We start from the raw sequence: 18,639 nt of genomic DNA, 5'->3' as shown, positions 1-18,639 counted from the left end.
TCACCCCGCGACCGTGTCGGTCTTGGCCACGTTCGAGCCGGAGAGGCTGACGACCGGCGTGGCGCCCTGCAGGTCCGCGGAGTTGTAGCTCGCGGTGAGCGTCTCCGACTCGCCCGGCCACAGGGTGACGTCGTTGTCGCTCCAGATGGAGGACTGCAGCTCGTTGTCGCCCGGCAGCTCCGTGCCGCTCGCCGTGCCGCGCCGCAGGTCCGCGCGGAGGAAGAAGCCGACCGCGGGGGTCTCCGAGGTGTTCGTGACGGTGACGGTGACCAACTTGTCCGACCCGTTCGGGCCGGCCTGGCTGCTGGTGGTGGCGCTGACGGAGACCGTCGCGGGCGCGAGGCCGCGCAGCGCGGTCAGGTTGGCGTAGGAGTTCATGGACGCCTGCGGCTGACCGATGGTCTTGGTCCAGTTGACGGCGTCGGTCGTGGTGTTGTTCCAGTAGACGTTGCGGTCCACCAGGACTCCGTTCTGACGCAGCAGCAGTTCGACGAAGTACACGGTGCCGGCGGCCGTCGGGAGCTTCGGCGTGAGCACCTTGTTCTGCACCTGCTGCGAGGCGAGGGAGAGCGTGCCGCTGGTCTGGTCGTCCAGCACGTTCCCGGCCGTGTCGTAGACCTTCGCCTCGACGGTCAGTCCACTCTGCGCGCCGCCGCCGAGGTTGTCCACGGTGACGGTGTCGTTGTCGAGCGCGTAGAGGGCGTGCAGCGGCCGGTTGGCCTTCTGCGCGCCGAAGAAGGCCCCGGCCTGGTCGCCGTCGTTGTTCCACAGCGACCAGAGCAGCGTCGGCCAGCCCTTGTTGAGCTGCCAGTAGATCGTGCCGGTGGAGGGCTGGACGGCGTTGGTGGAGTGGTCGACGAAGGCCTCGAACTGGGCGCGGGTGTCCTCGTAGTTCTGGATCTGCGCCTCCTCGACGTACTGGGCGAGGCTGGTGGGCGCGCCGTAGCGGTCGGTGACGGCCGTGTCGAGGTTGTAGTTGGTGCCGAAGTGGTAGCCGGTGTGGCGGGTGCCCTCGTAGTTGTCGTGGTACTGGTTCGCGCTGGGGTTCTGCCAGAGCGCGCTCTGGTCGGAGGCGGAGAGGAAGCGGTTGATCGAGTCGAGCGTCGGGATGGTGTTGCCGCCGCTCTGCTCGCTGTCGTAGCCCCAACTGCCGCCCGCGTTGGTGAGGGTGGAGTCCCCGCTGGGGTAGTGGCTGGTGTCGTACCAGTAGTTCGGCGGCACCCAGTCGTACGGGCCCTCCTTCTCGCCGGAGACGCCCAGCTGCGGGCTGGAGTTGTACTCGGCGGAGGAGACGAACGGGCCGCCGTAGTCGGCGGCGGCGAAGCCGTTCAGGGCGAGCGTCTCCTGCGTCGCGGTGGGCGCGTTGTCGCTCCACTGGAAGCTGAAGACGGAGGGGTGGTTGCGCAGCACCTGGCCCAGCGACTGGGCGATGAGCTGGTAGTCGGCCTGTTGGGCGGCGGTGTAGCTGGTCGTCTCCCAGAAGTCGCAGCACTGGTAGCCGGCGTTGACGAGGATGCCGGCGGCGTCCATCTGCTGGTACCAGTCCGGGGGCATCAGGTGGCCCTCCAAGCGGATGGTGTTGACGCCCATCGCCTTGAACAGCCCGATCTGCTTGGCGGTGTCGGCCGGGTCGTAGCGCAGGAAGAGATCCGGATCCCAGCCGCCGCCGCGGATCACCAGCGGCACGTTGTTGATTTTGAACGCGCGCACGCCGCTCGGCGCCATGGTCCCGGCGCCGGTCAGGTAGGAGGTGACGGTGCGGATGCCGAAGGTCTCGCTGGTCGAGTTCAGCGTCGTGCTGCCTTGCGCGACGGAGGTCGCGAGCGTGTAGAGCGGCTGCCCGCCGAGCTGGTAGGGCCACCAGATCTGCGGCGAGGCGATGGCGAGCGAGGGGAACACGGTCGGTGCGAAGCTGACCGTCTGTGTGCTGCTCGCCGGAACGGTGACGCTCTGGCTGACCGTGATCGGCGTGCCGCCGGTGCCGGGCGGAGTGATCGTCGCACTGACCGTGCCGGTCTGCGCGGTGGCGCTGGTGTTGGTGACGACGGCCTTGACGGTGAGCGCGGAGCTGGAGAGGTTCGCCGCGGTGTTCTGGTCGACGTGCGCGTCCCCGACCACCAGCGGTCCGCCGGCCTGAAGTTGGACCGGGAACTGGATGCCGGTGTTGTTGTCCGGCGGGATCTGCGTCCAGTCGACGTTGTCGAGCGTCAGCATCGAGGTCGGGTTGTTCGGATGGACCTCGATGGCCACGGAGTTGGTGCCGCCTGCGTGGAGCAGGCCCGTCACGTCGAAGACGTTGCGGGCGTAGTCCCCGCTGATCGTCGAGGAGGTGGCGACCTCGGTGCCGTTGACCCACACGTCGGCCTGGCCGACGACACCGTTGAGGACCAGCTTGGCGTCCTGGCCGGCGGGCGGCGCGGCGAAGTCGGTCCGGTACCACCAGGGCACGGAGAACTGGGCGATGCCCTCCGCGCCGACCTTGGTCATCTGACCGAAGCAGGTCTTCATGTTGGTGGAGACGAAGACGTTCGGGCAGGAGCCGTTCTGCAGCAGGGCGTTGACCTCGGTCCCCGGCGCGCCCCCGCCGTCGTTGGCGACGGAGAGCCAGCCGGTGGTGCTGAAGCCGGGGGTGGAGATGGCGGCTCCGCCCTGTGTGGCCGTGGCGGAGGTGAGCACCTTCCAGCCGGCGGTGGCACCGAGGTTGCTGACGGCGCTGGACCCGGTCGGGGGATCGGCGAAAGTGCTGGCTGCGGCGGTGAGTTGGGGCGCCGCGGTGGGCGCGTCGGCGTGGGAGACGGTGGTGGGGGCGGTGAGGGAGACGGCGGCGAGGCAGGCCGCTGCGGCGATCAGGGCGGTGCGTGGGGCACGGGATGAGGCCATGGGGGCGCTTCTCCTCTCTTGTTAAGTTAAATAACTTAACTTTGGTGCGTGGAGAGGACAAGAGGCGCGAAGGCGGGAAGTGCGGGGGGAGACGGGGCTGGTCTCCCTCTGGGGGGCGCCGGGGCCGACGGCGACTGGTGAGGACGGTCAGGCCGCGGCGGCTATCTCCTGGGCGTGCGCCCGGCTCTCCGCGCTGCGCGCGGAGAGGTAGGCGTCGAGGAGCAGCGCGTAGCGCTCGCGCTCGGAGGGCGTGAGCGCGCGACCGCGGGCGCCCGAGACAAGGGCGCGGATACGGGAGTTGGCCAGCTCTGCGGGCGAGAGCGGCGTCAGGACGTGCGCGTTCAGCATGGGAGAAATCTATCGGGCCGGACTGACAACGCGCCTGCGAGTTAAACCTCCTAGGGGCAGCCCATGTGTTTGTCTCCGCTCGGCCCCTCGTGATCCGATCGGTGCGTGGAGACAGGACATGTGAGTGGTGGAACGGGCGACGCGCGGCGGGTGGGGCTGCCGGCGCCTGCGGGGTGGTACGTGGATGCGATGCTGCGTGCGGACGGCGCCCTCGTCTTCGAGGCGCAGATCCTGCGTCCCGGGCTGCCCGAGTACGAGTACGTGGTGACCCTCCCCGCCGACCAGGTCCCCGCCCTGCGGGACGCACTCGCGGTGCCCGCCGAGGGCGACCTGACGGCGGAGCTGGTGCGCCGCGGTGAGGAGATCACGCCACACCTGCACGCGTGGCTGCGGGAGCTGGGCCTGCGGCCCGAGCTCTGGACGCACCTCGGCGACTGACGTCCGCCGCCCGCGCTCGCTCCGTGCCGGGGACCCCTGGATCTCAGCCCGCACGCGGTGGGGGCTGACGTTCGTTCAGTTGGCGGCGGCACTCCGTCACGAGATGGGGGTAGGCCGTGCCGATGGCCTCGTAGACGCGGCGGCGCAGCAGCTGTTCCGCCTCGGCGCGGCCGGTGCTGCCGTGCAGGCCGTCGAGGACGGCGTCGTAGTCGGTGAGGGCGTGGCGCAGGTAGTTGACCTGCCAGCGGCGCAGCGCGCCGGGCTCGGCGGCGTCGACGCGGGCGGGGAGCGGGCGATGGTCGCCGCGGCGGCAGGCGCGTTGGGCGTCGCGCTGGTTGCGGTGGGCGACCGCGCGGCGGGTGAGGCACTCGGGTGCGAGCCGGGGCACCCGGATGCACAGGCCCTCGACCTCGGCCAGCACCGCGCGGCGTCGGCGTTCCGAGGCGGCTCGTGAGCAGGCGGCGCGCCGGGACGCCGCGCCCGCCAGCGCGGCGAAGGCGTCGGTGGCCTCGGCCGCCTCGACGCGCGCGGCGGAGTAGAGGCGGGACGGCGCGGCACCGCGGAAGCGCGGGTTGCGCACCGTCAGATCGGGCGCGCCCAGCAGCTTGGGGACCATGCTGGGCGACCACCCGCGGTGGCGCAGGTCCGCGAGCGAGAGATGCCGCGCGCAGGGTCGGGGGTTCGGGTGTGGGTGCGGGTGTGGGATCGGTGGCGGCTGCGGGGGAGTGTGGGCGTTCATGGCGACCCCGGGCGGTCGGTGCGGTCGGTGCGGTCGGGCGTGTGGTGGTGCGCGACGGAGCGTGGTGCTGCGTGATCCGGTCTAGCGGGGCCCACTGACAGCGTCCGTGCCGACGGATTAGAGTCGGGTCGGGATCGTGAGTCATGTGACATTGCATACGAGCGGCAGGAGACACGATCGTGGGTGCTGAGTCGGTGTGGAGTGTGGACCCTCGCACGGGTGAGCGGCGGGGGAACGAGCCGGTCGCGGTGGTCTCCGGGCCCGCCGCCGTGGACGCGGCGGTCCGGGCCGCGCACGCGGCGCTCCCGGCGCTCGCTGATCGCGCGCGCCGTGCCGCGCTGCTTCGCGCGGCCGCCGAGCGCCTGCACGCCGCCGGTCCCGAGCTGGTCGCCGCGGCCGACGCGGAGACCGCGCTCGGCGCGCCGCGGCTCACCGGTGAGCTGGCCCGGACCGTCTTCCAACTGCGCTACTTCGCCGGCCTGGTCGACGACGCGGCCGGGCCGGGCGGCTTCCTCGACGTGCGCCGCGACAGCGCGGACCCGGCGCTGGCGCCGCCGCGACCGGACCTGTACCGGGTCAAGGTGCCGCTCGGCGTGGTGGGGGTCTTCGCGGCGAGCAACTTCCCCTTCGCCTTCAGCGTCCCCGGCGGGGACACCGCGAGCGCGCTGGCCGCCGGCTGCCCGGTGGTGGTCAAGGCCCACCCCGACCACCCGGAGACCTCCGAGCGCGCGGTGGCGGCTCTGCGGGACGCCGCGCGCGAGGTGGGCCTGCCGGAGGGGACGATCGGGCTGGTGCACGGCTTCGAGGCGGGGCCGGAGCTGGTCCGGCACCCGTTGGTGGCCGGCGTCGGCTTCACCGGATCGCCGCGCGGCGGTCGCGCGCTCTTCGACCTGGCGGCCACCCGCCCCCGGCCGATCCCGTTCCACGGCGAGCTCGGCAGCGTCAACCCGGTCCTGGTCACCGGGGCCGGGCTCGCCGCGCCGGGGGCGGGCGAGGAGCTCGCGCGGGGGCTGGCCGGGTCGTTCACGCTGGGCATGGGCCAGTTCTGCACCAAGCCCGGCCTCGTCCTGGTGCCCGCCGGGGCGGCCGGGGACGCGTTCGAGAAGGCGCTGGCCGACGCCACCGCGCAGGCCCCGGCCGGGGTGCTGCTGGACGCGCGGATGCGCGACGCGTTCCTGACGGGCTTCGCCCGGCGGGCCGGGCTCGCGGACGTGCAGACCCTCGCCCCGGCCGGTCCGGCCGCGACGCCCGACGCCCCGCAGGCCGTCCGCGCCGGCGTGCTGAGCGTCCCGGCGCGCGCGGCCCTGCGCGGTTCCCACGAGGCCCTGCTGGAGGAGTGCTTCGGACCGGCCACGGTCCTGGTCCGCTACGCCGACGCGGCCGAGGCCGACGCGGTCCTGGCCCGCCTCGACGGCTGCCTCACCGCGACCCTGCACACACCTGCCACCGACCCGGACGCCACCGCCCGCCTGGCCGCCCTGGCCCGCTTCGCCGGACGCGTCCTCTTCGGCGGCTGGCCCACCGGCGTCGCCGTCGCCGACGCCATGCACCACGGTGGCCCCTACCCGGCCTCCACCTCCACGTCCACCTCCGTCGGCGCGACGGCCGTGGAGCGCTGGCTCCGCCCGGTCTCCTTCCAGACCGTCCCGGAGGAACTCCTGCCGCGCTGACCGGACGCGGAGGCTGACCGGGCGCGAAGGTGGCGCGGGCCCGCTCACGCCACGGACTCCGCCGCGCCCGCGTTCGCACAGGGCCGAGTGACGGGGCTGGTCATCGCGGGTGGTGCGCGGGGCGGCTCCCTGGGTCTGCGCGGTGCGCGGCTCGTGGCCGCCCCAGCGCTCCCCGCGTCGGCGTTCCTGCAGGTCAGCTTGTGTGTACGCCGAAGCCAACCCGATGTCGCGCACGCCTGATCCCTGTTCCGGCGTGGCCGGGAATAGCATGATCCCCATGTCTGCCCTCACTCGCGCCGAAGCGGAGGGACGTCGACGGCTGCTCGACGTCCGCGCCGTGTCCGTGGACGTCGACCTGACCGTCGGAGCCGAGGTGTTCCGGTCGGTCACGGTGATCGCTTTCAACTGCCGAACGCCCGGGGCGGAGACGTTCGTGGACGTCAAGCCCGCAGCGCTGCGGCGGGTGGTGCTGAACGGGCGGGAGCTGGACCCGGGAGCGCTGGCCGACGGGCGGTTCCCGCTGGAGGGGCTGGCGGCCGACAACGAGCTGCTGGTCGAGGCGGACATGGCCTACTCGCGCACCGGCGAGGGCATGCACCGCTACGTCGACCCGGCCGACGGCGAGGTCTACGTCTACACCCAGGCCTTCCTGGACGAGGGCCCGCGGATCTTCGCCTCCTTCGACCAACCGGACCTGAAGGCGGCCTACCAGGTCAGCGTGACCGCGCCGGCCGAGTGGACGGTGGTCGCGAACGCCGACGCGGTCGGCGAGCGCGAGCCGGTGCCCGGCCGTGAGGACGCGGCCGTGACGCGTTTCGCGCCCACCGCGCCCATCAGCAGCTACCTGGTCAGCGTCGTGGCCGGGCCGCTGCACTCGGTGCGGTCCGTGCACGACGGCATCCCGCTGGGCCTGCACTGCCGCCGCTCGCTCGCGCCCTACCTGGACGCCGACGCAGAGGAGCTGCTCGCCGTCACCCGGCAGTGCTTCGACGCCTACCACGCGCTGTTCCGGCAGCGGTACCCGTTCGCCGGCTACGACCAGTGCTTCGTGCCGGAGTTCAACGTCGGCGCGATGGAGAACCCCGGCTGCGTCACGTTGCGCGACACCTTCCTCTTCCGCTCCGCCGTGCCCGACACCGAGCGCGAGCACCGCGCGATCGTCGTCGCGCACGAGATGGCGCACATGTGGTTCGGCGACCTGGTCACCATGCGCTGGTGGGACGACCTGTGGCTGAACGAGTCCTTCGCCGAGTACCTGGGCTTCCGGGTGATCGCCGAGGCCACCCGCTTCCGCGGCGCCTGGACCGGCTTCGCCGCGACCAAGGCGTGGGGACGCGACGCCGACCAGCGCCCCTCCACGCACCCCGTCGCCCCGGAGGGGGTCGCCGACACCGCCGCGGCGCTGCAGAACTTCGACGGCATCTCCTACGCCAAGGGCGCGGCCGCGCTGCGGCAGCTGGTCGCCTGGCTCGGTGACGAGGCCTTCTTCGAGGGCGTCAACCGCCACTTCGAGGCGCACGCGTTCGGCAACGCGACGCTGGACGACCTGCTGCAGTCCCTGGCCGTCACCGGCGAGCGCGACGTCCACGCCTGGGCCGAACTCTGGCTGCGCACGACCGGCCTGGACACCCTGCGCGCCGTCGACGGCGTGCTGCGCCAGACCTCGGCGGACGGGGTGGTCCGGCCGCACCGGATCACGCTCGGCGGCTACGACCGGCTGCCCAACGGCACCTTGACGCTGCGTCAGCGAACGCCGGTGGAGCTGGCGGACGGCAAGGAGGTGCCGCTGCCGGAGCCACCCACGGAGCTGCTCGTGCCGGACGACACCGATCTGGCCTTCGCCAAGATCCGCCTGGACGAACGCTCCTGGTCCCTCGTCAGCGAGTCGCTGGGCCGGATCCCGGACGAGCTGACCCGGGTGGTGATCTGGAACAGCGCCCGCGACCTGGTCCGCGACGGTGAGCTGCCCGCCGACGAGTACGTCGAGCTGGTCGCCGCCCACCTGCCCGGCGAGTCCTCGGTCCATCTGGTGCAGGACGTGCTGGCGTTCGCACGCCGGGTCGTCGTGGACCAGTACCTGCCGCCGGAGGAGCGCCCGCGTGCGCTGGCCCGCATCGGCGAGGTCTGCCGGGCGCTGCTGCGCCGCACCGAGGGCGACGCGGAGGCGGCAGGTCTGCGGCTGGTGGCCGTCCGCGGCCTGATCGACGCCGCGTTCACGCCGGTGGAGCAGACCGAGCTGGGGGAGTGGCTGGCCGAGGGCGCGGTCCCCGGTGGCCCCGAGCTGGACCCGGCGCTGCGCTGGCAGCTGCTGCTGCGGCTGTGCGTGCTCGGTGCGGCCGGTGAGGCGGAGATCGCCGCGGAGGCGGAGCGCGACCCGAGCGCGACCAGTGCGGAGGGCGCCGCCCGCTGCCGTGCGGCGCGCCCGGACCGCGACGCCAAACGTGCCGCCTGGGGGGCCGTGTTCGGTGGCGAGTTGTCCAACTACCTGCTCGCGGCCACGATCGACGGCGTCTGGCAGCCGGAGCAGTACGAGCTGCTCGACGAACTCGGCCTGCCGGAACGCTTCTTCCCGGCGGCGAGCGCCGCGGCGGAGCAGCGTGGTGCGGCCGTCGCCCGCCAGCTGACCTCCGGCGGCGGATTCCCCGCCTACGCGGCCACGCCGGACGTGCTGGCCGCGGGAGAGCGCGAACTCGTCCGCGAGGACCTGAGCGTGGCGCTGCGACGCGGGCTGACGGACCGTCTGGACGACCTCCGCCGCGCGGTGCGCGGCCGCACGCTGGTGAGCTCGGTGGACGTGGAGCAGGAGGGGGAGCGATGAGCGAGGTGCTGCACGTGACCGGGCGGGTCCTGGTCGGACCCGAGGACGTCCGTGACGAACTGTGGGTGATCGACGGCCGGATCAGCTGGACCGCGCCCCTCGGCGGCGAGGTGCGGACCGTCCGCGGCTGGGTGCTGCCGGGGCTCACCGATGCGCACTGCCACGTCGGCCTCGACGCCCACGGCGCCGTCGACCAGGCCACCAGCGAGAAGCAGGCCCTGACCGAGCGGGACGCCGGCGTGCTGCTGCTGCGCGACGCCGGCTCCGCGGCCGACACCCGCTGGGTCGACGAGCGCGAGGACCTGCCGAAGATAGTCCGGGCGGGCCGCCACATCGCCCGCACCCGCCGCTACATCCGCAACTACGCCCACGAGATCGAGCCGGACGCGCTGGTCGAGTACGTCCGCCAGGAGGCGCGGCGCAGTGACGGGTGGGTCAAGCTCGTCGGCGACTGGATCGACCGCGACCTGGGCGATCTCGGCGCCTGCTGGCCGCGCGAGGCGCTGGAGGCCGCGATGGCGGCCGCGCACGAGGAGGGCGCGCGCGTCACCGCGCACGTCTTCGGCGAGGACTCGTTGCGCGACCTCGTCGAGGCGGGCATCGACTGCGTCGAGCACGCCACCGGTCTGACCGAGGACACCATCCCGCTCTTCGCCGAGCGCGGCGTCGCCATCGTCCCGACACTGGTCAACATCGCCGGCTTCCCCGAGCACGCGGCGGCCGGCGAGGCCAAGTTCCCCGCGTACGCGCGCCGCATGCGCGCGCTGCACGCGCGCCGCTACGAGACGGTCGCGGCGGCGTACGACGCGGGCATCCCGATCTACACCGGCACCGACGCGGGTGGTTCGCTCCCGCACGGGCTGATCGCCGAGGAGGTCGCCGAGCTGGTCCGGGCGGGCCTGCCGCCCGTCGCGGCGCTCTCGGCGACGACCTGGGGCGCCCGTTCCTGGCTGGGCCGCCCCGGCTTGGACGAGGGCGCGCAGGCGGACTTCGTCGTCTACGAGGCGGACCCGCGCGCGGACGTCAGGGTGCTCGCGGCCCCGCAGCAGATCGTCCTGAACGGACGGGTGCTGGCACTGTGAGGGCACGGGGCGGGCGTGGCACGGCCGGTCGTCGTGACGCGTCTTGGCTGGTACATGCCTGTCCACCGGCCGAGTTGCCCGCCGCGAGGTCTGGCAAGTTCGCGCCACCGCGCAGCCCACGGGTCTAGGCTCGAACGCGAAAGCTAGGAGGCCGGCGTGCAGGGTCTGCTCGAACGGGAACACGAACTCGACGCCGTGCGCGCCGCGGTCACGACGTTGCGCGAGGAGCGCGCGGGCGCGCTGGTCGTGGTGACCGGTGCGGCGGGGCTGGGCAAGACCAGCGTGCTCGCCGCCGCGCGGGACGCCGCGGCCGACGAGGAGCTGCTGGTGCTCTCCTCCCGAGGCGGCGAGCAGGAGCAGGGCTCCGCGTTCACCGTGGCGCGCGGGCTGCTGGGCCCGCTGCTGGAGAGCGTGGGCGAGGAGGAGCGGCAGGCGCTGCTCGGCGGTTGGAACGCCATCGTCGGCTCGGCGTTGGGCGTCGCGCCGAGCGCCGGCGCCGCGCCGGACCCGCAGGGTGTGCGGGACGGCCTGGACTGGGTCGTCACCAACCTCGCCTTCGCCCGCGGCCCGTTGGTGCTGGTGGTGGACGACGCGCACTGGGCCGACGCCGAGTCGCTCGCCTGGCTGGCGGGCTTCGCCGGCCGGGTCGCCGACCTGCCGGTCCTGCTCGTCGTCGCCTACCGGCCGGACGAACTGCCGGACTGGGCAGACGCGTTCCGCGGCATGGCCGGCGACAACGGGGTCACCCCGCTGGGTCTGTCCGCGCTGACACCCGAGGCCGTGGACGCGCTGGTGCGCGCGCTCTACCACGCCCCTGATGCCGAGTCGGCTGCTGCCCGTGCCGCCGACCTCGCGGCCGGCCTGGCGGCGGATCCCGCGACGGGGTCCGAGGCCGCCCGTGCGAGCGGGCTCACCGCGGAGGGCGCGGCCGCTGCCGCCCCCGCCCCCGGCGCTGACCGGCGTGCCGGCTCCTCCGCCGATCACGCGCGGGACGCGGAGGGCGCAGCGGGTGAGGAGGAGGCCTGGGACTTCGCCCAGGACGCCGACGCCATGGGTGCGTTCGCGCGTGAGGTCTGGGCGCTGACCGGCGGGAACCCGTTCGAGACGGTGCAGTTGGTGGCCCTGGCGCGTGAGCGCGGGATCATGCCGGGTGAGGACTCCTGGATCCGGCTGCGCGAGCTGGCCGCCGAGAACACGGGGAGCGGGCTCATCGCCCGGCTGCGGCGGCTCGGGTCGGGGCCGGTGCGGCTGGCCCGCGCGGTCGCCGTGCTCGGTATCGCGACACCGGTCGAGCAGGCGGCCCAGGTCGCCGGCCTGGGCCCGGCGGAGGCTGACGCCGCGGCGGAGCGGCTGCGCCACGAACGCGTGCTGACGGGCCGACAGATCCTGGAGTTCGTCCACCCGTTGATCGCCACCTCGGTCTACCGCAGCATCCCCGAGCAGGAGCGCACCGACCTGCACGCCCGCTCGGCGCACGCCGTGCTGGAGTCTGGGCGCAGCCCGATGGTCGCGGCGCGCCACTGGCTGGAGGTGCCGCCGGGCGGCAACCCCCGCGTCGTCGACCAACTGCGTGTGGCGGCCCAGTTGTTCATGCAGTCGGGCGCACCGGAGACCGCGCAGCGCTGTCTGGCCCGCGCGGTCGACGAGCCGCCGCCCGTGGCCGAGCGGGCGCAGGTCCTGTTCGAGCTCGGTTGCTCGACCCTGCTCTACGACCCGGCCGCCACCGCGGAACAGCTGCGCACGGCGCTCCGACAGCCGGTCATCCCGGCGTCCCTGCGCGAGGAGATCAGCGTCCGGCTCGCGCAGTCGCTCGCCCACAGCAACAACCTCGCCGAGGCCGCGGAGACCATGGCGGAGGAGGTGCTGCGCGCCGACGACGAGGGCGTGCGGCTCAAGATGCAGGTGTGGCAGTTCATGTGGGGTGCCTTCGACGCCTTCGAGCAGGGCTCCGAAGAGCGCTCCAAGCGCCTCGCGGACCTGGCCGAGCGCCTCGACGTCGAGGGCGACCGCTCCATCGCCGCCCGCTACGTCCTCGGCCTGCGCGCCTGGGACGCGACCGTGCGCGGCGAGCCGGTCGATCTCGCGCTGCACTACAGCGACCGCGCCCTGGAGGGGGAGCTGCGCTGGGCGCACCCCGAGTGGGGCTTCGAGGTGCCGGTGCTCGTCGCGCTCACGTACATGTACGGGGACCGGCCGGAGCGGGCGCTGGAGCTGTTCGCCCAGGGCATCGAGGAGTACGAGCGAGCCGGCTGGCGTGGCGCGCACCTCTCCTTCGGGCACACCATCCTCGGTTACGTCCACTACCGCACGGGCGATCTGGCGGAGGCGGAGAAGGAGGCCCGGTACGGGCTGGAGCTGGCCAACCGCGTCGGCGAGGGTACGCCCGTGCACTGGTACGCCGTCGGCACCCTGATCGCGGTGCTGGCCGCGCGAGGCGCGACCGAGGAGGCGCGGTCGCTGGCCGACCGCTACCGCTTCCGGGCGCCGTACTCCAACGCCGTGGTCTTCCCGGACGCGCAGACCGTCCGCGGCGTCCTCCTGCTCGAACTGGGCGAGTTCGTCGACGCGGAGGCGGAACTCACCCAGGCCGGCACCCGGTTGGACGCGCGCGGGATGCGCAACCCGGGCTGGTGCGGCTGGCAGCGCTCCCTCCTCGCGGCCTGCGCGGGCCTCGGCGACCTGGACCGGGCCCGGGAGTTGGCCGTGGACCAGCTGGAGCGGGCCGAGCGCTACGGCACCCTCTCCGCGATCGGGACGGCGCTGCGCGCGGCGGCGGACGTCGCCCCGGACCCGCAGGCCCGGCTGGACCGCCTCCGGCTCGCGGTCCAGTTGCTGGAGCGTGCCCACGCACCCTACGAACGCGCCCGTGCGTTGCACCAGTTGGCCCTTTCCCTCGCAGGCACGGGCGGCGACGCCACCCCCGCCTTCCGCGCGGCGGCCGAGGCAGCCGACTCCTGCTCGGCGGACGCCCTGGCCCGCACCGCGCGTTCACATCTCGACGCATAGGGGCGGTCATCGGCTGTCGGCGCGGGCGGCTACGCTTTCGGCGTGGCAGCACGTCCTTTGCAAGAGATCGTCGAATCCGGTTGGGCCGAGGCGCTCGCCCCCGTGGCGGGGCAGGTCGCCTCGATGGGGGACTTCCTCCGCGCCGAGAACACCGCCGGCCGTGGCTACCTGCCCGCGGGCGCGAACGTGCTGCGCGCGTTCCAGCAGCCGCTGGCGGACGTGCGCGTCCTGATCGTCGGCCAGGACCCGTACCCGACCCCGGGGCACGCCGTCGGGCTCTCCTTCTCGGTCGCGCCGGAGGTGCGGCCGCTGCCGGGCAGCCTGGTGAACATCTTCACCGAGTACCAGCGCGACCTGCAGCTCCCCGCGCCGACGAACGGCGACCTCACGCCGTGGACCCGCCAGGGCGTGCTGCTGCTGAACAGGGTGCTGACCACCTCCCCGCGCAAGCCCCGCGCCCACAGCGGCAAGGGCTGGGAGGCCGTCACCGACCAGGCCATCCGCGGCCTCGTCGCCCGCCGCACCCCGATGGTCGCCATCCTCTGGGGCAAGGACGCCCGCGGCCTCAAGCCGCTGCTGGGCGACGTCCCCTGCATCGAGTCCTCCCACCCCAGCCCGTACTCGGCCGACTACGGCTTCTTCGGCTCCCGCCCCTTCAGCCGCGCCAACGACCTGCTGACCAGGCAGGGCGCCGAGTCCGTCGACTGGCGCCTGCCGTAAGGCGGTGCGCTTCGCCTGCCCGAGCGGGCATCGGGTCACACCGTGGTGCCGATGCCGCCGTCGACGGGGATGACCGCGCCGGTGACGTAGGAGCCTGCCCGGCTGCAGAGGTAGACGGCGACGCCGGTCATGTCGTCGGGGCGGCCGATGCGGCGCAGTGGGGCGTGTGCGGCGATCTGGTCGCCGACCGCGGCGAGGGTGGCGGCCATCATCTTCGATTCGAACGGGCCCGGGGCGATCGCGTTGACGGTGATGTGCTGCGGGCCGAGCTCCTTGGCGAGGACGCGGGTGAGGTGGTGCAGGCCCGCCTTGCTCGCGGCGTAGGAGTAGGTCGGCAGGGGGCTGACGTGCAGGCCGTCGATGGAGCCGACGTTGAGGATCCGGGCCGGGGAGTCCGCGGTGCCCGCGGCGCGCAGCAGCGGCAGCAGGGCCTGGGTGAGCAGGAACGGGCTGCGCAGGTTGAGGTCCATCACCTTGTCCCAGCCGCTCGCCGGGAACTCGTCCAGCGGCGCGCCCCAGGTGGCGCCGGCGTTGTTGACCAGGATGTCGAGCCGCGGCTCGCGGCCCGCGAGCTCCTCGGCGACGCGGGCGATCTCCGACTCCTGGGAGACGTCCGCCGGCAGGGCCAGGGCCTCGCCGTACTGCTTCAGCTCGGCCGCGGCGGCCTCGCAGGCCTCCGCCTTGCGGGAGCTGACGTAGACCTTGGCGCCGGCCTGGACCAGGCCGCGGGCGATCATCAGGCCGATGCCCCTGGTTCCGCCGGTGACCAGGGCCGTCCGGCCGGCGACGGAGAAGAGATCACTCACAACTGCTCCTGGAAGTTCGCGTGATGCGTGATGGGAGCCCCACGCTAACGGCTGTGTCGGGTGGTAATCCTGGGCAACTATCACCCTTAAGAGTGAACTGACAGCGTGTGCTGACGTGGTGACGCACGGTTCGTAAGAATGAGCGGCGTCCGATTCCGTGCGTCGCCCGCTCGTTCCCAGTGTGCGCGTACGTTCCCAGGTGTTCCCAGGTGGGGGTTACTCCGTGCTGTCCCGTCGTCGTCGCTTCGCCATGCCCTTCGCGCTGTCCGGCGCGCTCGCCGCCGTCTCGTTGGTGGGGGTGGCCGAACCCGCGCACGCGACGACCGGGACGGGCACCGCGTCCGCCACCACCGCGGAGGTCGCCCTCGACGTCCGCCTGCTCAGCGCGGTCGACCTCCCGGTCGACGTCTCGCTCAACAAGATCTCCGCGCCCGCGTCCCGCAGCGGCGCCGCGCTGACCGCCGTCGTCGGCAGCGGGGTCGAGCACGACCGCCCCGTCAACCTGCTGTTCGCGCAGGTCGGTCAGACCGACGCCACGGTCGACGCGCGCGGTTCGCACGCCTCCGTCACCCTCGCTGACGCGCACCTGCACGTGCCCGGCCTGCCGCTGACGGAGCTGCTCGGCCTGCACGCCGTCACCGCCGAGGCCGACTGCCCGGTCGACGGCGCGCCGACGGCCACCGCGGCGGCGCTGGGCGAGGTCACCGTCCTCGGCCTGCATGTGCGTCTCAGCGCGGTCGGTGTGACCCGGGTGCCGGTCCCGGCGCTGGGCGAGGTCGACCTGAAGCTCTCCCAGCACTCCACGACCTCCGACTCGGCGGCGGCGACCGCGATCGAGCTGGACGTGGGTGTGAACCCGCTCGCGCTCAACGTCGCGACGGTGCACGGGAAGATCGTGCTGGCGGATGTCTCCTGCACCAAGGGTTCGGGCAGCGGAGGCGGTTCGACCGGCGGCGGCGACAACGGTGGTGGCTCCAACGGTGGGGCGACGGGTGGCGGTTCGCCGTCGGCCGGCCCGTCGCAGGGCCTGACCGGTGGCGGCTCGAACGGTGGTGTGACGGGCGGCGGCAACGGCGGTTCCGGCGGCTCGGGTGCGCACCCGAGCCCGGTCGCGGCCGTCTCCGGCCAGCCGGCCGTGCCGGACGGTTCGACGCACCTCGCCGAGACCGGCAGCAGCAGTTCCACTCCGCTCATCGCCGGCGCCGCCGTGGTCATCCTCGGCGCGGGCGGCGCCGTTCTCGCCCTGGCCCGCCGTCGCCGCCGCGGCTGACGCGCTGGCGCGCGGGCCTACAGGACGCGCGCCAGCGCCGCGCAGAAGGCGTCCGTGGTGGGGCGGTCACGGACCGCGAGGCGGAGCCAGTTGGGGCCGAGGCCCGGGAAGGTGTCGCCTCGGCGGACCGCGAAGCCGGCTTCGCGGAGGCGGAGGCGGACCTTGTCGGCGCCGGGGAGTTCGACGAGGACGAAGGAGCTCGCGGGCTCGCCGTGGACTCGGACGGAGGGGAACTCGGCGAGCCGGGCCAGCAGATGGGCGCGGTCCGCGGCGGTGGTCCGCGCCGCGGCCTCGGCCTCGGCCAGCGCGGCCGGCGCGGACGTCGCGATCGCGGCGGCGAGCGCGGGGGAGGAGACCGGCCACAGCGGTTGCGCCGCCTCCAGCCGCGCGATCAGTTCTGCCGGGGCCAGCACGTAGCCGACGCGCAGCCCGGCCAGGCCCCAGGTCTTGGTGAGGCTGCGCAGCACGACCAGCCCCGGCAGGTCGCGGCGACCGGCGAGGCTCTCGGTCTCGCCGGGCACGGTGTCCGCGAAGGCCTCGTCCACCACCAGGACGCGGTCCGCGCGGGTCAGCCCGGCCAGAGTTCCGGCCGGGTGCAGGACGGAGGTGGGGTTGGTGGGGTTTCCGACCACGACCAGATCGGCATCGGAGGGGAGCGCCGAAGGGTCGAGCCGGAACCCGGCCTCCGGGGGAAGCACCAGGCGGTCCACCGGGTGCCCGGCGTCGCGCAACGCGGCCTCGGGCTCGGTGAACTGCGGGTGCACCACGACGGCGTGGCGGGGGCGCAGAGCCCGTGCGAGCAGCACGAAGGCCTCCGCCGCGCCGGACGTGAGCAGCACTTCCTCGGGCGGGCGGCCGTGCCGTGCGGCGACCGCCGCCCGCGCGGCGGCGCCGTCGGGGTACGCGGCCAGGCCGCCGAGGCTCTCGGCGAGGACCGTGCGCAGCCATGCCGGGGGCGTGGCCGTGCGGACGTTGACCGCGAGGTCAACCAGGCCGCCGCCGACCTCGCTGTCGCCGTGGTGGCGCAGCAGGTCGTGACCGGCGTGCCGGTCGTGCCTGTCGTCAGTGGGCATGGCTGTGGTCGTGGTGGTGGTGACCGTGGTGGCCGTGCCCGTGGTCGTGGGCCGGGTCGTCCGGGTGGTGGTGCGGGCGCTGGGGCGCGCCGACCTTGGCTTCGAAGCCCGGCATGGCGATGCGGTAGACGCAGGTGTCGCAGTTCATCCGCAGGTCGCCCTGTTGGGTCTCGCGGTAGCGCTCCAGGACCAGCTCGGCCAGTTCCTCGGTCGCGCCCAGCACGCCCGCCTGCCGCACGTCCACGTCCGGGTGCGTCGCCGCCCACTCGCGCGCCTGCTCGGCGACGCGGTCCGGCAGGATGCCAGTGAACAGGAAGTACGGCAGCACCACGATCCGCTTGGCGCCCAGTAGCTGACAGCGCGTCAAGCCGTCCGGCACGTTGGGCGCGGCGAGCGAGACGAAGGCCGTCTCGACCCCCGCGAGCCCACGTCCCTCCCAGAACAGCCGGGCCACCTTGGCGACTTCGGCGTTGGCGTCGGGGTCGGTGGAGCCGCGGCCGACGAGCAGGACGGTGGTCTCCGCGCGCTCCTCCGCGGTCACGACCTCGTCGAGGCGGCGCTCCAGCACCGTGAGCAGGGAGGGGTGCGGGCCGAGCGGGCGACCGTAGGTGAAGCTGGTGCCCGCGTGGCGCTCGCGCTCGCGGACCAGCGCGGCGGGGATGTCGCCCTTGGCGTGCCCGGCGGAGACCAGCACCAGCGGCACCGCGGCGAAGCGCTGGGCGCCCTGCGCGACCAGCTCGGCGACGGCGTCGGCCAGCGGCGGCGGGGACAGCTCGATGAAGCCGCCGCCGACGGGGGTCTCCGGCAGCCGGGTCTTCAGGATCTCGACGAACTCGCGGAAGGCCTCCGCGCCGTCCTCGTCGCGGGTGCCGTGGCCGACGAGCAGCAGAGCGGGGGCTTGGGAGGTCACAGGTTCTCCTCGGAGTTCGCATGAAGGTTGTCGTACAGGTCCGGATAGAGCAGGGCGTTGAGAGCCGCCGCGGCGACGGCGGAGCCGCCCTTCTCGGAGATGTTGCTCACGCCGGGCAGGCCTGATGCGCGCAGCGCCGCCTTGGACTCGGCCGCGCCGACGAAGCCGACCGGCAGGCCGATCACCAGCGCCGGGCGGGCGTCGAGGACGAGCAGCTCCTCCAACGCGGTCGGCGCGCAGCCGATCACCCAGACCGCGCCGTGGCCGACCTCCTCCAGAGCCATCCGGATCGCGGCGGCGGAACGCGTCAGCCCGGCGGCGGGATCGGCCTTGGCCTGGCGCACCCGGCAGACGGACGCGCGCGCGGTGATCCCGGCGGCCACCATCTCCACGTCCGCGACGACCGGCGCGCCCGCGGCGAGGGCGCCGGCGGCGGTACGCAGCACCGCCTCGTCGGCGATCACCAGGTCGTCGAAGTACCCCAGGTCCGCGCTGGCGTGGACGATCCGCTCCGCCACCGCGCGGGTGAGCGGCAGGAGATGGGCGGTGTCGTGCCGGGCCCGCAGGCGGCGGTACGACTCCACCTCGATCGGGTGGATCTGACGGCGGCTCATGAGGCGTGCTCCTGGTGGAGATCGACGTGGGGATGATCGACGGACAGCAGGTCGATCGCGTCGACCGGGCAGACGTCCAGGCACTCGAGGCAGCCCGTGCAGCGGTCCGCGAGGACCAGCAGCGGGTCGCCGTGCGGGCGGATGGCGTGGGTGGGGCAGGTCAACAGGCAGGCCCCGCACCCCTGGCAGCGGGAACTGACGGCGACGGGGGCGGCGCTGGGACCGGTCTGGGCCGAGGCGGGCAGCCCCGCCGGGCGCGCCCCCG

Annotated in this window: 15 protein-coding genes; 7 read left to right on the top strand and 8 right to left on the bottom strand. The window is 73.8% G+C overall.

The window, feature by feature from the left end; genetic code table 11:
* Together DN069_RS02885 and DN069_RS02880 are read right to left on the bottom strand one after the other, a co-directional pair.
* On the bottom strand, positions 1-2,880 hold the full coding sequence (locus DN069_RS02885; protein ID WP_111499191.1) for a glycoside hydrolase family 2 protein: 2,880 nt from the start codon (positions 2,878-2,880) through the stop codon (positions 1-3).
* 147 nt (positions 2,881-3,027) lie between these two features.
* The gene (locus tag DN069_RS02880) at positions 3,028-3,228 is read right to left on the bottom strand and encodes a hypothetical protein (RefSeq protein ID WP_111499190.1); all 201 of its coding nucleotides are present in this window, start codon (positions 3,226-3,228) and stop codon (positions 3,028-3,030) included.
* A gap of 120 nt (positions 3,229-3,348) precedes the next feature.
* Here DN069_RS02880 and DN069_RS02875 point away from each other — a divergent pair, with 120 nt between their 5' ends.
* A complete protein-coding gene (locus tag DN069_RS02875; protein WP_165845347.1) occupies positions 3,349-3,666 on the top strand; it encodes a hypothetical protein in 318 nt (105 codons plus the stop codon).
* A 43-nt stretch (positions 3,667-3,709) separates the two neighbouring features.
* On the opposite strand, the gene DN069_RS02870 is transcribed toward DN069_RS02875, so the two are convergent.
* Positions 3,710-4,282, bottom strand: a complete 573-nt coding sequence (locus tag DN069_RS02870; RefSeq protein ID WP_111499188.1) for a hypothetical protein — start codon at positions 4,280-4,282, stop codon at positions 3,710-3,712.
* Positions 4,283-4,584: 302 nt separating this feature from the next.
* Here DN069_RS02870 and DN069_RS02865 point away from each other — a divergent pair, with 302 nt between their 5' ends.
* From DN069_RS02865 to DN069_RS02845, 5 genes are all read left to right on the top strand, one after another.
* On the top strand, positions 4,585-6,075 hold the full coding sequence (locus tag DN069_RS02865) for an aldehyde dehydrogenase family protein (RefSeq protein ID WP_111499187.1): 1,491 nt from the start codon (positions 4,585-4,587) through the stop codon (positions 6,073-6,075).
* Between the two features lie 268 nt (positions 6,076-6,343).
* Entirely contained in the window at positions 6,344-8,893 is a 2,550-nt protein-coding gene (gene pepN / locus DN069_RS02860) for an aminopeptidase N (protein ID WP_111499186.1), read from the top strand.
* Positions 8,890-9,975 carry an amidohydrolase family protein gene (locus DN069_RS02855; RefSeq protein ID WP_111499185.1) on the top strand — a complete coding sequence of 362 codons (1,086 nt, stop codon included), beginning with the start codon at positions 8,890-8,892 and terminating at the stop codon, positions 9,973-9,975. The genes pepN and DN069_RS02855 overlap by 4 nt, the downstream gene beginning before the upstream one ends.
* A 156-nt stretch (positions 9,976-10,131) precedes the next feature.
* Positions 10,132-12,981 carry an ATP-binding protein gene (locus DN069_RS02850; RefSeq protein ID WP_111499184.1) on the top strand — a complete coding sequence of 950 codons (2,850 nt, stop codon included), beginning with the start codon at positions 10,132-10,134 and terminating at the stop codon, positions 12,979-12,981.
* Positions 12,982-13,023: 42 nt separating this feature from the next.
* Positions 13,024-13,701: a uracil-DNA glycosylase gene (locus DN069_RS02845; protein WP_111499182.1), complete on the top strand. Its 678-nt coding sequence runs from the start codon at positions 13,024-13,026 to the stop codon at positions 13,699-13,701.
* Positions 13,702-13,736: 35 nt separating this feature from the next.
* Here the strand turns inward: DN069_RS02845 and DN069_RS02840 are convergent, their stop codons facing one another.
* Complete coding sequence (locus DN069_RS02840) at positions 13,737-14,507, bottom strand: SDR family oxidoreductase (RefSeq protein ID WP_207892032.1); 771 nt, start codon at positions 14,505-14,507, stop codon at positions 13,737-13,739.
* A 223-nt stretch (positions 14,508-14,730) separates the two neighbouring features.
* On the opposite strand from DN069_RS02840, the gene DN069_RS39800 reads away from it, so the two are divergent.
* Positions 14,731-15,777: an LAETG motif-containing sortase-dependent surface protein gene (locus tag DN069_RS39800; RefSeq protein ID WP_165845346.1), complete on the top strand. Its 1,047-nt coding sequence runs from the start codon at positions 14,731-14,733 to the stop codon at positions 15,775-15,777.
* Positions 15,778-15,794: 17 nt separating this feature from the next.
* Here the strand turns inward: DN069_RS39800 and cobC are convergent, their stop codons facing one another.
* The 4 genes from cobC to DN069_RS02815 all read right to left on the bottom strand — a co-directional run.
* Entirely contained in the window at positions 15,795-16,850 is a 1,056-nt protein-coding gene (gene cobC / locus DN069_RS02830) for an Rv2231c family histidinol phosphate aminotransferase CobC (RefSeq protein ID WP_111499180.1), read from the bottom strand.
* Complete coding sequence (locus tag DN069_RS02825; protein WP_111499179.1) at positions 16,840-17,760, bottom strand: sirohydrochlorin chelatase; 921 nt, start codon at positions 17,758-17,760, stop codon at positions 16,840-16,842. Before DN069_RS02825 ends, cobC begins: the two co-directional genes overlap by 11 nt.
* Positions 17,757-18,374 (bottom strand): precorrin-8X methylmutase, encoded by a 618-nt coding sequence (locus DN069_RS02820; protein ID WP_111499177.1) that lies wholly within the window; start codon positions 18,372-18,374, stop codon positions 17,757-17,759. Before DN069_RS02820 ends, DN069_RS02825 begins: the two co-directional genes overlap by 4 nt.
* Positions 18,371-18,639 (bottom strand): DUF362 domain-containing protein (locus DN069_RS02815; protein WP_207892031.1); only part of this gene is annotated, 269 nt, incomplete at its 5' end. The genes DN069_RS02815 and DN069_RS02820, both read right to left, overlap by 4 nt.

This window comes from Streptacidiphilus pinicola (assembly GCF_003258295.1).
GTDB classification, from domain to species: Bacteria; Actinomycetota; Actinomycetes; order Streptomycetales; family Streptomycetaceae; genus Streptacidiphilus; species Streptacidiphilus pinicola.
This window is presented reverse-complemented; position numbering and strand designations above follow the sequence as displayed.

Coding starts and splice junctions, on each gene's coding strand:
- cobC (WP_111499180.1), bottom strand. CDS start 16,850: ATGCCCACTGACGACAGGCACGACCGGCACGCCGGTCACGACCTGCTG.
- pepN (WP_111499186.1), top strand. CDS start 6,344: ATGATCCCCATGTCTGCCCTCACTCGCGCCGAAGCGGAGGGACGTCGA.
- DN069_RS02820 (WP_111499177.1), bottom strand. CDS start 18,374: ATGAGCCGCCGTCAGATCCACCCGATCGAGGTGGAGTCGTACCGCCGC.
- DN069_RS02870 (WP_111499188.1), bottom strand. CDS start 4,282: ATGGTCCCCAAGCTGCTGGGCGCGCCCGATCTGACGGTGCGCAACCCG.
- DN069_RS02885 (WP_111499191.1), bottom strand. CDS start 2,880: ATGGCCTCATCCCGTGCCCCACGCACCGCCCTGATCGCCGCAGCGGCC.
- DN069_RS02880 (WP_111499190.1), bottom strand. CDS start 3,228: ATGCTGAACGCGCACGTCCTGACGCCGCTCTCGCCCGCAGAGCTGGCC.
- DN069_RS02855 (WP_111499185.1), top strand. CDS start 8,890: ATGAGCGAGGTGCTGCACGTGACCGGGCGGGTCCTGGTCGGACCCGAG.